This is a genomic window from Arthrobacter sp. Z5-13, assembly GCF_056499105.1.
Genome location: NZ_CP096460.1, coordinates 4,062,215 through 4,075,246, shown reverse-complemented (window position 1 = coordinate 4,075,246; position 13,032 = coordinate 4,062,215). Strand labels below are relative to the sequence as shown.

11 protein-coding genes are annotated in these 13,032 nt (G+C 60.5%); 3 read left to right on the top strand and 8 right to left on the bottom strand.

The features are described 5' to 3' along the window. Positions 1-145 precede the first annotated feature (145 nt). Positions 146-430, top strand: coding sequence for a hypothetical protein (locus M1E02_RS19010; protein ID WP_479375736.1), 285 nt, complete (start codon positions 146-148; stop codon positions 428-430). A gap of 343 nt (positions 431-773) precedes the next feature. Here the strand turns inward: M1E02_RS19010 and M1E02_RS19005 are convergent, their stop codons facing one another. Beyond that, positions 774-2,057 carry a dicarboxylate/amino acid:cation symporter gene (locus tag M1E02_RS19005; RefSeq protein WP_479375735.1) on the bottom strand — a complete coding sequence of 428 codons (1,284 nt, stop codon included), beginning with the start codon at positions 2,055-2,057 and terminating at the stop codon, positions 774-776. Between the two features lie 203 nt (positions 2,058-2,260). Here M1E02_RS19005 and cuyB point away from each other — a divergent pair, with 203 nt between their 5' ends. Further along, a complete protein-coding gene (gene cuyB / locus M1E02_RS19000) occupies positions 2,261-3,034 on the top strand; it encodes a cysteate racemase (protein ID WP_479375734.1) in 774 nt (257 codons plus the stop codon). A 59-nt stretch (positions 3,035-3,093) separates the two neighbouring features. After that, positions 3,094-3,735, top strand: a complete 642-nt coding sequence (locus M1E02_RS18995) for a GntR family transcriptional regulator (RefSeq protein ID WP_479375733.1) — start codon at positions 3,094-3,096, stop codon at positions 3,733-3,735. A 54-nt stretch (positions 3,736-3,789) separates the two neighbouring features. Here the strand turns inward: M1E02_RS18995 and M1E02_RS18990 are convergent, their stop codons facing one another. From M1E02_RS18990 to M1E02_RS18960, 7 genes are all read right to left on the bottom strand, one after another. Next, positions 3,790-6,804: an alpha-amylase family glycosyl hydrolase gene (locus M1E02_RS18990; RefSeq protein WP_479378220.1), complete on the bottom strand. Its 3,015-nt coding sequence runs from the start codon at positions 6,802-6,804 to the stop codon at positions 3,790-3,792. Positions 6,805-7,066: 262 nt separating this feature from the next. After that, on the bottom strand, positions 7,067-8,119 hold the full coding sequence (locus M1E02_RS18985) for a LacI family DNA-binding transcriptional regulator (RefSeq protein WP_479375732.1): 1,053 nt from the start codon (positions 8,117-8,119) through the stop codon (positions 7,067-7,069). A 182-nt stretch (positions 8,120-8,301) separates the two neighbouring features. Continuing rightward, positions 8,302-8,697 carry a YtxH domain-containing protein gene (locus M1E02_RS18980; protein WP_479375731.1) on the bottom strand — a complete coding sequence of 132 codons (396 nt, stop codon included), beginning with the start codon at positions 8,695-8,697 and terminating at the stop codon, positions 8,302-8,304. Positions 8,698-8,828: 131 nt separating this feature from the next. Beyond that, complete coding sequence (locus tag M1E02_RS18975) at positions 8,829-9,092, bottom strand: GlsB/YeaQ/YmgE family stress response membrane protein (RefSeq protein WP_309105793.1); 264 nt, start codon at positions 9,090-9,092, stop codon at positions 8,829-8,831. 111 nt (positions 9,093-9,203) lie between these two features. Then, on the bottom strand, positions 9,204-10,034 hold the full coding sequence (locus tag M1E02_RS18970; RefSeq protein WP_479375730.1) for an aldo/keto reductase: 831 nt from the start codon (positions 10,032-10,034) through the stop codon (positions 9,204-9,206). Positions 10,035-10,117: 83 nt separating this feature from the next. Further along, entirely contained in the window at positions 10,118-12,670 is a 2,553-nt protein-coding gene (locus tag M1E02_RS18965) for a rhamnogalacturonan lyase (RefSeq protein WP_479375729.1), read from the bottom strand. Between the two features lie 86 nt (positions 12,671-12,756). Further along, positions 12,757-13,032, bottom strand: coding sequence for a VOC family protein (locus M1E02_RS18960; RefSeq protein ID WP_479375728.1), 276 nt, complete (start codon positions 13,030-13,032; stop codon positions 12,757-12,759).

Genomic DNA, 13,032 nt, shown 5'->3' with positions numbered 1-13,032 from the left:
CACAGCCACTTCTGAAGTACCACATCGGAATGTTACCGCTACCATGCGGGCCATAGCTGAAATCGTTTACCGTTTGATAGACCAATGTGAGTCCAGTACTCTTCGAGCAACGCACCACGCGGCATACCGATTTGGGATGGGAACAATGAGCGGCATCCAAGATATTCAGAACCAGCCTCAGCAAAACCAGGAAGATGTGGAGGCCGTCACATCCAGCAAGAATTTGGGCCAGAAATATCGGCGCTCATCCATCATTATTGGCATTGTCGGTTTGTTCCTATTCGGTATTGCAGCCGGAGTCGTGGCGTTCATGATGGCGCGGAAAGCTGAGGAAAATGGCGTCAAGGCAACCGCCGGCAAAGTGCTTGCCGCGCTCGACGTAATTGGCGGAATCATCGTCTTGACGATCTTCTATTCGACAACAAAGTAGCCGGTTTCTGCACGCGCTTGGCAGTGAGTCGCAAGCCTGGATCTTCCGGATTGGGCGCCGTCTCGCATCCACCTCTACTCCCTTGCTTCAAACGCCGATAATGGAGATTCTCTAAACCGGTTGCTGTAGAGAGTTCGTCAGCTGTCGGCTGCCGGGGCCCGTGTGAACGACAACGGACATGGGTGTACGCCCGTAACACGTCCACTGGCGTGGCCGGCTGGGTTAGGGCCGATGCCCTTTACCCGTCGGCGTTCGTCGTGCCGCCCCGCTGTTCGTAACACCGTTTGACGGAGGGCCCAGTTCATTCGTGCCCGCCCCCTCCGTTGTGTGAAGGACGGCCCAGTTACCTGACTGATGTCAGTTCGGCCTCCTCCAAAGCAGCAGGCTGGTTGATCTGGTCCTGATTTTCAAGGCGGGTCGCCTTGTCGTGGCTGCGGCCCAGGACGGCGGTTGCGATCGCGTTGCCGAGGATGTTCGTGGCTGTCCGGCCCATGTCCAGGAGCTGATCAATCACCAGGAGGACGGCGATACCGGCAGCGGGAATCCCGAATGCTGGTACCACGGCGGCCACGATAACAAGCGAACCGCGGGGAACTCCTGCCATGCCTTTGCTGCTCAGCAACAGCATGGCCGTCATGGCGATCTGCTGGCCCAGGTCCATGTCAATGCCATAGGCGTTCAGAAGGAACACCGACGCGAATGTCATGTACATCATGGAGCCGTCGACGTTGAAGGAGTATCCGAGGGGGAGGACGAACCCGGTGGTTCGCTTGTCCACACCAAATTTGGTCAGCCCTTCAATGAGTTTGGGGAGCGCTGCTTCGCTGCTGGAGGTAGCGAACGCGATGACCATAGGCTCACGGATAGTACGCATCAAGCGGAACGCTGCTTTCCCGAGGAAGGCCACGGCCACGGCCATCATGATCACCCAGAGGGCTGAGAGGGATACGTAGAAGCCACCGATAAATGAGGCGTAAGTGGCGAAGGCGTCGAAGCCTTCTGCGGTGAATGCTGCAGCGATGGCTGCGAAGACGCCGACAGGCGCCGCCAACATAACGTAGCCGGTGACTTTGAGCATGACTTCCATTAGTTCGTCCACGGCGTTGGCGATAGAGGAATGCCCCTTCTTCCGCAGGTTCAGCAGGGCAATCCCGAACAGGGCTCCGAATACGAGGATCTGGAGCGGATTGTTGCTCGTCAGTGCAGCAAAGACGCTCGTGGGGATGATGTTGGTGATGAATGCCTGGTAATCCATGGGTTTGGACTCGATGCCGGCATCGCCCGTGGGCACCAGACCCAATCCGTCGCCGACGTTGAGGGCATGGGCGGTGATGAAACCGAACGTTCCCACCAGTGCTGAGGCAATGACGAACCACAGCAGCGAGCGTGCAAAGAGCTTTCCGACACCGGCTGATTTCGCCGCCCCAGCAATGCCGGAGACCAGTGTGGCGAAGATCAGCGGAGCGATGATCATTTTGATCAAGTTGAGGAACATGTGCGTCACGGTGTCGAGGATGGTGACCAGTCCGTTGCGAAGACCTTCCGGAAGCAGCCAGTGACCGAGCAGGCCGCCAGCGATGCCAATTATCAATGCGGCAAGGATCCATGCCGTCGTTTTGTTTTTCATCAGTAGTCCTAGGTGTTTAAGGGTGCGGGCAGACGAGCCGGGGCGTGGGACTCCGCAGGGCTTTGGCTATCCTTCGTGACCTGCGTCTCATGCAGAATCAGTGTGCAATATATTGCATACCAAGGTCAAGCGGTATGTAATATATTGGATACAGCAACAAACCCGCTACCTTAGAAACGACTCCAATGAAGACTCGGATTAGCGTGCAAAAATCACCGACTGCACCCTTCTTCTCGCTGCCCCCGCTTGCGGCTCCTGGCTTGAAGGCCGCCTTGCGCCATCGCAGCGTCGTAGGGATCCTCGGCGGCATGGGCCCAGAAGCAACGGCAGATTTCTACCTCAAACTGGTGCACGCAACCCCGGCCACGCGCGATCAGGAGCACCTTCAGGTCCTGATCTGGTCCGACCCCACGATTCCGGACAGGACAGACGCCCTGCTGACGCACGGTGAGGATCCCACCCCTGCCCTGATTGCCGGGGCCAGGCTCTTGAAAGCGGCGGGGGCCAAGATGCTTGCCGTTCCCTGCAACACGGCCCATGCCTTCCTCGCAGCCGTGCAGGCGGAGGTGGATATCCCCATCATTCACATGATCGAAGAGACGGCAAAGTACGTTCAACGGCTCTCACCAACGATTCAAAAGGTGGGGTTACTGTCAACGACAGGAACCCAGAAGGCCGGCCTTTACCAGTCCTGGCTCGACAGGGAGGGCATCTCCGTCATGACGCCCGCCGCCGACTGCCAGGAGAATTTCGTGATGACTCCCATTCGCGCCATTAAAGCGGGAAACACCACCGTGGCCCGCCCGCTGTTCATCCAGGCTGCACAGCGTCTTATCGACGCCGGGGCCCAAGCCATCATTGCGGGCTGCACGGAGGTTCCCGTTGGCCTGTCAGCCGATGATCTCCCCGTGCCGTTCATCGATCCCGCCGACATTCTTGCCGTCACGGTGGTCCGGAGCATCCTCGCTGAGCGGTAACGCAGAGTACTGTGTCCAATATGCCACTAGTCCGCACCAGCACCGTTGAGCGACCAAAAATGAGCGACGCAGCTTATGACCGGCTCCGGGATGCCATTGTCCGGGGCGAGCTCGCTCCCGGCGAGAAAATCAAAGACTCTGATCTGGCAGAAATGCTCGGTCTAAGCAGGACTCCGGTGCGCGAAGCCCTCACCCGGCTCGTGGAAAGTGGGCTCATAGAGTCCAAGCCGGGTGTTTACACAAGAGTCTCGACGCTCAATCAAGACGACATTGCGGCAAACCTTGCCGTGCTCAAGGCGCTCGATTCCCTGGCCATGGAATCGGCGGTTCCACGACTGACGGACCGCGACCTCCAGGTAATGCGGCAGGCCAATAAGAACTTTGCCGCCGCGGTTAAAAAACAGGACGTTTCCAAGGCCATAGCGGCGGACGACGCGTTCCACAGTGTGATCATCGACGCCGCCGGGAACCCTGTCATCAAACGCATCATCGAACAGCTTCACCCCCAGCTCCACAGAATCCTCTACCGGAAGTTTTCCGGCCTCCTGGGCGGGGAGGACACCATTAATCACCACGATCAACTCATCCGCGTCTGCGAACAAGGAGACGCCGAGGCGGCCGCCAGTATGTCAAGCGAACACTGGTCCCACCTCGGCGATCTCATCAGCGGTCTCTTCGCCTCAAACGAGCTTTCCGGCTGATGCAGTCCGCATCTTCCGCAGACTGAGCTCCCGGGCCAACCGTGGCCCTGCGAGTCAGCCGGCTGTCATGACGTGGGTGACATGGTCATACCGGAAGGTGACGGGTCCGCCGTCGTGGTTGATGGCGATGTTGGCGCCTGCAGGCGCTCCGCCAGCACCATAGTTGACGTCCCATGACCTGTTGAGCGCGGCCTTGAACTCGTAATTTCCTGCGGGAAGATCGGGTACGGTCAGCTTCCACACCAGATCGGCCGGGTCCAGGGCCAACTGAGCCTGATCGCACCCGGGCATCCAGTCCTCGGGGCAGCCCAGTTCAGAATCGAGGCTGCCGGCCACGGCCACAGCGCCTGGCTGCTGGGAGGCGTAAACGGCGCTGATGATGTGCGTGCTGTGGTCATAGCGGAACGTGACGGGACCACCGGGATGGTCCAGGGCGATGTTGGCACCGTTGAGGCCGCCGCCGGCTCCGTAGTTCTCGTCCCAGGTGCCGTTCAGGGCGGCCTTGTACTGGTATGTCCCCGCGGGCAGGGGCGGAAAGGTGAGGCGCCAGATCTTGTCGGCAGGATCAAGGGTCATGAACGCCGACGAACAGTCAGCCTGCCAGTCCTGGGGGCAGCCCATTTCCGAGTTGAGGTCCCCGGCCACGGTGACCGAATCGGGCTGCGGGATCTCACCGACCACCACGGTCCGGACATCGCTGGTCACTGTCCCGGCTCCGGCTACCTCCATGGTGGCCCGGTAGCTCACCTTCGTTCCGTTTTCCAGACCCAAAGCAGCTATGTCATCGAACGTCGTGTAGGCAGGGGAGGAGCCGTCGGTGCCGATGGCCGTCCAGCTGCCCCCGTCGATGCTTCGCTCAAATTCCACCACGTAGTCTGCCTTTTCGGGGCTGTCGATGGCGCTGACTTCAACTGTGCCCTGAACGCTGCTCCCTGCCGCAGGCTTTTGCATGGCCAGGACTGGAGCCGGAACGGTACCGCTCTTGACGCCGCTGGTGGACGAGTGCCCGCCGTTGTCCAGCACCACGGCGCGGTACTCCACAGCGGTTCCCGTCTCCAACGCCGCCACGTCATGGAACACCTGATAGGGGGCGGTGTCATCGGTTCCGATCCGCTCCCACGAGCCGTCGGACTTCTTTGCCTCGAAGGTAACTTCGTAGAACGAGGAACCGTCGACGTCGGCAACCACCTGAAGGCGCCCGTTGTCGCCTTGGGCGGGTTTTGGATCCCGGAGGACGACGCCGGGGGCCGTCTTTGAGTGCGGAATGCGGCCTGAGGACTGGTACACCACGGCGGACAATGGGGGAACGGTGACCGTGAGTTCTCGCTCCGGACTGGTCTTGGACTCCGCGGCCGCCTCTCCGTAAATCTTCGTGAACGTCCGCTTGCCAACATAAGTAGGAACGGTGGCCGTCTGGGGTTGCTCGCTGTTGTTGAGGGCCACCACGTATTCACGCTGGTCCTCGGCATCGATCCGGGAGAAGGCGTAGATACCCGGACCTTCCGAGGCGTAACGGTGCTGGTGTGCGCCATCCCGGAGTGCCGGATGTTCCGTGGTCAGGGTGGCGAGTTCGCTGATCTTGCCGTAAAGGGGGTGGGCGGTGTTGAAGTTGTCGGTGGCATGGGTGGCGTCGGTACCAAGGAGGTCGTCATCAAGGTACTCGGGCACCTTGCTGGCGAACAGCGTCTGCCGCGCGTCCTGGTCGCCGCCTGGACCCGTAAAGCCCTGCTCATCGCCGTAGTAGATCACCGGGTTGCCGCGTGAGAAGTACATCAGCTCGTGGGCCAGGGTGTCGCGGGCTACTTTTTCTGCGTCGTCCGAACCGGGGTTGTCCGCACTGATGAAGCTGCCGATCCGGCCCATGTCATGGTTTCCGAGGAAGGTGGGCAGCTGGTAAACGTTGGAGTCAGCGTCCGTGTACCAGTCGTCACCGGCGAAGAAGCCCGCCAGCTGTGCCGCGTCCTGTCCGCGCGAGGCGAAGTTGCGGGCAGCGTCCTGGAACGGGAAATCGAGGACAGCCTGCATCTTGTTCCGGGTGGTGAACTGGGAGGTGGAGCTCTTGGTGGTGTCGAAGACCTCACCAAACATGAAGAACTCGTCTTTGCCTTGTTCCTTGGCGTAGGCGAGCACGTCCGGCCCGAAATCCTGCCAGAACTCGTCATTGACGTGCTTCATGGTATCGATCCGGAAACCGTCCACGCCAAAGTCACGGATCCAGGTCTTGTAAATTTCCTTCATGCCGTTCACCACTGTGGGGTGCTCAGTGAACAGATCGTCCAGGCCGAAGAAGTCGCCGTAGTAGGAGTCCTCACCGGCGAACGTGGTGTCACCCCTGTTGTGGTATAGCGTGGGATCGTTGAGCCAGGCCGGGACCTTCAGGTCTTCCTCTCCGGCCTTCAGCTCAGGAGTGTAGGGAAATGAAGTGGCCGGATCCAGTTCCGGAAACTCCCCGGTTCCTGCATAATCCCGGTCATCGAATTCCTCCCCGGCGGAATTGGTGTACGGCTCCACGTCCTTGGAGACGTACGCAGTCCGGTCGCCTTCCTCGTAGCCGATCACGTCTGCAGTGTGGTTGGTGATGATGTCGAAGTAGACCTTCATGCCGCGGGCATGGGCATCGTCGATGAGGGCTTTCAGCTCCGCGTTGGTACCCAGGTGCGGATCGATCTGGGTGAAGTCCGTGATCCAGTAGCCGTGATACCCGGCCGACTTGTCCTCTGGCTGCACCGCCTTGTTCTTGAAGCTGGGGGTAAGCCAGATGGAGGTTGTGCCAAGCCCCTCGATGTAGTCGATCTGTTCCCGCAGGCCCTGGAGGTCCCCGCCGTTGTAGAAGCCCTTCTTGGTGGGCTCGAACCCGGACACCATCGGGTCCGGACCAAGGCCGCCGTCGTCGTTCTGCGTGTTCCCGTTGCTGAAACGGTCCGCCATCACGAAGTAGAACCGTTCGTCTGTTACCGGCGCCCGCAGGGAGTGAACGCCCGACGGCGACTGTGGGTCTTCGAGTTTCGGCGCGGCATGCGCTGTGCTCATGCCGGCAGCAGCCGTAGCGGCAGCGATGAGGAAGGCCATGCCGGTACGGAAGGCCGGGCCCGTCCGTTCCATGGTTACTCGGCTTGGTCTGGGCTGGAGGGACGGCAGGGAACGGGAAAACACAATAGGGATCCTTCCGGTTAGCGGCGCTGCTGCAGCGAAGGGCAGTGTGAGACAACGATGTAATGGAGACCGGCTACTGAGAGCCAACTCACACTGTAAGCGCTTGCACCGACATTTTCCAGCAATTCCCCAACTGGTCGTGCAACGCCTTTTTGAGTGCCGCGGACGGTGAAGGCGGTTACGTCTGTGCTGGCGTCTCTTTAGGGTGAGTGACAGAACTGCGTTCAATCAGAGGGCAGTCCATCAGCTCGACCCGCCCATCGGGTTCTGCACTTTGGAGGATCAGCTCAACCGCGCGCCGCCCCATTGCGAGGAACGGCAATTCGAGAGTGGTCAGGCCCGGACGCAGGTTGGGCGCCAGAATTGCCTGGTTGTCGAACCCGACAATCGAGACGTCGCGGGGGACTGAGAGGTGCAGGTCCGAGACGGCCTGGTAGGCACCCCAGGCGCCGCGGTCGTTGCCGCAAAATATTGCAGTGGGTGGCTTGTTGGCCGTCAGCAGTTCCATTGTGTAGGTGTAGCCGTCTTCCTCGCCGCCCCGCCCAAACCGGATGAGGGCCGGATCTGGTTCAAGTCCGGCCTCTCCCAGTGCTGTCAGGTAACCTTCATGGCGTCCGACGGCGGCGGGGAGGCCGCTCTCCAGGCTCTCGATGTTGATAAACGCTATCCGTGAGTGCCCTGCATCCAACAGCCTTCGGGTAGCGGTGTAGCCTCCCCGCACCTCGTCCGGTGCCACGCTGGGAAGGCGCCCGGCCTTGTCCTGTGAATTGAGGACAACGGAGGGGACGCTGGCCAGCGCCTCCGGAACGTCGAGCCGCCGGTGGTACATGGCGCCGTACACAACACCAGCCACCTTGTACGACAGCATGGTGTCCAGAGATGCGGCCTCAAGTTCTTTGTCGCCACCTGTGTTAACAGTGAGGAGGAGTAGTCCGTCCTCCCACGCACGCTGTTGCGCCCCTTCGATGATGGCGCCGGCGAAGGGGGAGGTGGCGACAGAGTCGCCTACGAAACCGATCATCCCGGCCACGCCCTCGCGCAGGGTCTTGGCGTGCGCGTTGGTGCGGTAGCCGAGCTTGTCCACAGCATCCTGCACGCGCTTCCGTGTCTCGGCGGAGAAACGCGAACCGCCGGCTGAGTTCAGTACCAAAGAGACGGTGGCCTGGGATACTCCGGCGGCGGCCGCAACGTCATGCATGGTGGGTCCGGACTTGGGCCGATTTGCAGCCAAGGAGACCTCCAGGGGGTAAGTGATAGTTGGTTATTCGTATAACGCGAGAACTCTATCCGCATCACAAAGCAACGTCAACGGGGTGCGGCCAGTCGGGGGATATCCGACTGGCCGCAGTGCCCATGCTGACAAACTTTTAGTGGCCGGATCCGTGATCGTGACGCCGGTGCCCGGTGAAGGTGCTAAATGTTCTTGCCGGGATCCACAGCCGGACCCTCATCGCTGGAGGTGCCCAGGTTCGCGGTTTCCGGGTGGGTGCTGTGAGCCGGGATGCTGGTTTCGGCCACCGCTTCGGCGTCGGACCGGTGTCCGTCCGGTTCGCCGGATTTTCCGTCCCGGTGCATGGCGGAACTAATGACTGTGCCCGCGCGCCGGGCCGCCTCGGTCAACTGATCAGTAACCTCGGGTGCCTTCTCCTTGACCACCTCAGTGGCTGCGGAAACTTTATCCTGGACTGGTTTGCTGTCCCAGATACTTGCCGCCCGCGCCTTGATTTTTTCGTAGGCGGCGCGTCCTGAGCGAGAACCGAGAACGTACCCTGCGGCCATCCCCGTTCCGAATAGAAGCTTTTTCTTCATGATGTACTCCTGCTCTGTGAGAAGGTTTTTTGTACTTGGCCCCAGCGAAGGCTGCCATCAGCCACGCTGAGCCTTAGCGAGAAAACCGGCCCCAGGATGGTTCCTGGAGCCGGTTTCAGGCCGCACCGTGATTAGCGGTGCGAGCGCTTGGTGATCATGCCGTAGACCAGCAGTACGATAAGCGCACCGCCGATGGCCAGCAGCCACGTCTGCAAGGAGAAGAACTCCTGGAGGCCGGTGCCGAAGATCATTCCACCGATCCAGCCGCCGAGGATGGCCCCAACCACACCGAGCAGCAGCGTGATGAAGATGCCACCACCCTGCCGGCCGGGGAGGACTGCCTTAGCGATGGCGCCGGCAATAAGGCCCAGAATCAGAAATGCGAAAAAACCCATTTTTTTATCGTTCCTTCTTCTTCTTGAGGAGGCACCCGGGTTGCCGGGTGCGCTTCATCCTTCTCCCCAATAGTAATCATGCTTAGTATTTTTTTGCCAGTCAGGGCCGCCTTAGTGGCCTTGGATATCGGAGTCCACGCCTGCGTCGGGGCCGGCATCCAGGGTGGCAATAGCCTCGAAATCCTGGTCGTCCAGTTCGAAATCGAATACGTCGAAATTCTCGCGGATACGCTCGGGATTGGCTGATTTCGGGATGGGCACAAGCCCTTGCTGAACGTGCCACCGGAGCACCACCTGTCCCGGGGTTTTGCCGTACTTCTCGGAAATACGTCCCAGCACAGGGGCGTGCAGGAGCTCGGTGCCGGCGCCCAGCGGGCTGTACGCGACGGCCTGGATTCCCTTCCTGGCGTTGTAGGACCGCTCAAAGCTTCTTGGGACCGCCGGGCTGATTTGAAGCTGGTTAACGGCAGGAACAACTGTTGTTTGGCTGAGGAGGACATCAAGATGGGCAGGCTTGAAATTGGAGACTCCGATGGAGCGGACTTTTCCCTGCGCCTGAAGCCTCTCAAACGTCTTCCAGGTAGAGATGAACTCCCCGCGTCGGGGGAGTGGCCAGTGAATAAGGAGAAGATCCACATAGTCCAGGCCCAACCGCTTCAGCGAACCATCCAATCCCTCGACGGCACGCTCCTGTCCTTGGAATTCGCCGTCGAGTTTTGTGGTCACGTATAGCTCGGAGCGGTCGATTCCGCTTCTGCGGATGCCTTCACCCACTCCCGCTTCGTTGCCATACTTCACAGCAGTGTCAATGTGCCGGTAGCCGGCTTCCACCGCGGACACGACGGCGTCGGCCACCTCCAGGTCATTAAGCGGCCAGGTGCCGAGGCCCAGCTGTGGGATCTTGAATCCATCATTGAGCTCAATCAGGGGTGAAAGTGACATCTGAGCAGTCTTTCCTATCGGATCGTTTTTGCACACCCCCGGTTCGTTCCTGGAACCGGGGGTGTGCACACAAACGTGGCTTGCTATCCGCCCAGCATCTTCAGGATTGATGATGCGTGATGCACCAGCGTTGCGCGGGCGCTGTCCGATACCTGATCAGCCTGTTTCTGCTGCTCCAGGAAGGCCAGGAATCTTTCAATTGCGGGCACTGACTGCCCTTCGTCGCCGCGTTCCACAGCCCCCACGGCAGGTTTGAGAATGGCCGAGAGCTGCTTGGCAACCGGCCCGCTGACTTCGCGGGATTCAATGAGCCCGTCCAGCCTCGACTGCAGGGCAGCGATGCTGCCCGGAGTCCACAGTGACGGCAGGGGTACCGTGGTGAACTCCATATCGGACGCGAAATAGAACCCGGTGTAGGAGGGCTGGTTGTAGGTGGTGTTCTGCCGGGCCACCTCCGCCCGGTACTGAGCATCGTGCATCAGCGTGTAGAGCTTGTGCTGGGTTACCTCGGTGCTCAGATACATCCGAATGGCTGAACTGTCGGCCGTGCGGACCAGCATTTCCTCGCGCCAGTCACCCACAACGTCCGCCACGAGGGACGGCGTACCCTTGGTTCCGTTGTTGGTGCGGGTGCCGATGGCGGTGAGCAGAGTCCCGCGCTTCCAGTCCACAATTGAGGGGGTTTGATCGCCCGAGCCGTTGATGATCTGGGTGGTCATGTCTGCAGCCCACTTGATGCTCATGTTGGTGCCTGGCGTGGCGGCAGGCGACAGCTTGTCGCCGTCGGCCGACTGCATTCCGATGGCCCAGTTTTCGATGCCCCGGACGGCGGGGTCGACGTCGCCGATCATTCCACGTCCAGTGTCTTTTCCGGAGTAGGCTCCGAACAGCACCTCACCGGTGGCGGCATCACGCATCGCATAGCCATAGGGCGCCCAAGTGGCGCCTTCGTGCACAGTGAAGATTTCCTTGCCGGGCCTGTCCGGATCGATGTCAGTGACGTGCATTGCGTCACCGTGGCCAAGCCGTGCCTGCTCTCCGGGCGCTGCACTTCCGGGCGGGAGCTGGTCGAAGGAGCTGTACAGCACTGAGCCGTCGTCATCGATTGTCGCGGAGCCGTAGACGATTTCCTGTTTGCCATCCCCATCCACGTCGGAGGCGCTGAGGGAGTGGAAACCCTGCGTGGTCAGCTTGCCGTATTCCGGATCGGTGCCGTCGCGACCGTGAGGGGAGTCGTTGAAAGGGTTGGTCATAGGAGTCCAGCCGCTGTCAATGTTCCACACCTCGCTGAGCTTCCGGCCGTCCCAGGTGTAGCTGGCCAGGGTGGTACGGGTGTAATAGCCGCGGGCAAAGACAGCTGCCGGCTTCTTGCCGTCGAGATAGGCCACACCGGCGAGGAAACGGTCCACCCTGTTGCCCGGCTCAATGCGGGCCATGGCGTAGTCGCCCCACATCAGGCCGTCGTCGTGGCGTTCAGGTTTGTACGGCACTGTCTGCAGTTCCTTACCGCTGGCGCCGTCAAAAACCGTCAAGTATTCCGGGCCGGAGACAATAAAACCTTCAAAGGCCCGCAAGTTGTTGCGGGCGCTGCGCGATGGAGCATACACGTCCATGAAGTAGTCGGTCAGGGCCTCGGCATCCTGCTGCGACAGCGGGTACTGGTACTTGGGGGCGATCCCGAAAGCTTCCTCCAGCGTCGCCGGCCAGTTTCCCGCCTTCACTTCGGGGTGTTGAGTCCACTTCTGGAACGTTTCAACCATGTGCTTGTAGTAGTCCCCGGCACTCATGCGATAGTCGTCGGCATGCGAGTAGCCGGCCTCTTGGTCCGCCTTCGGGAGGGAAATGAACTGCTCGCCACTGGCCGCCCCGTCTGGGGCGTACGCGACAGTCTTGGTACCCGGAGCGGTTTTGAACATCATCTCGGAGCGGCCGTCGCCATCAAAATCATTTACCAGCAGCTGCGTGTAGTGCGCGCCGGAGCGGATATTGACGCCGAGATTGATCCGGTGGAGCAATGTTCCGTCGGCGGTGTAGGTGTCCACGTAGGTTGGCCCTGTGTAGCCCACCTGTGAGACGTCCTTGGAATTGGAGGGGTCCCACTTGACGACGTACTCGTACTGGCCGTCACCATCGACGTCACCCACGCTCATGTCGTTGGCGGAGTATGTGTAACTGTCGCCCTTGGGTGTAAGCCCGTCCGCAGGCTTCTTCAATGGCAGGTCCCTGAAGTTGCCGGCCCACGACGTGACGTCCTCGCTGCGGTCCACTTCCTGGCCTGCGCTGATGGCTGCAACCGAGTATTTTGAGGCGGGTTTACCTGCTGGATCAAGGAAGTTGGTGCTGTCCGTGACGGTGGCGATTTTTTGGCCGTCCCGGTACACGGCGAAGTCCGTGCCAGTCAGGCCGGTGGCGGATGCGCTACTTGCCTCGTGGCCCAGAAGCCGCCAGCTGAGGAAGACTCCTTCGGAAGTGCCTGCAGCCACCAGGCCGCGATCCAGGTAGTCCAGGTGCACTCCGGAAGTATCACGTCCGGAAGATTCGACGGCGTTCGCCGGGACGCCGGAGCATCCCAAGGCCAAGGCGCTCGCGGCGGCAAGGACAGACAAATACCGTTTGGATATTTTGCTCGGATTCATCAGTGAATCCTTTCAATTACGGAATGGGAAAACGCTTCCCCAGTACCGTAATGGGGCCCAGGCTGTGCGTCAAGGGTTCTGCCGTATCAGCCCCAGCAGAGACAGAAGGGGTGACCCGAGGGATCCGCGTACACCTGGAAGCCCTCTACCGCTTCCAAATCATCCGCTGGCTTCAGCAGCTTGGCGCCCAACGAGATAGCTTCAACATGGGCGGCGGCAACGTCATCCACATACAGATCCAGATGAATCTGCTGTTGTGTCCCATCCGGCCACTCGGGCCGGATGTGGTTCGGCGCGAGCTGAAAGGCCACTCGCGGTTCCCCGTCAACGAAGACAGTGTGCCAATCGTCATCTGCCTCCAC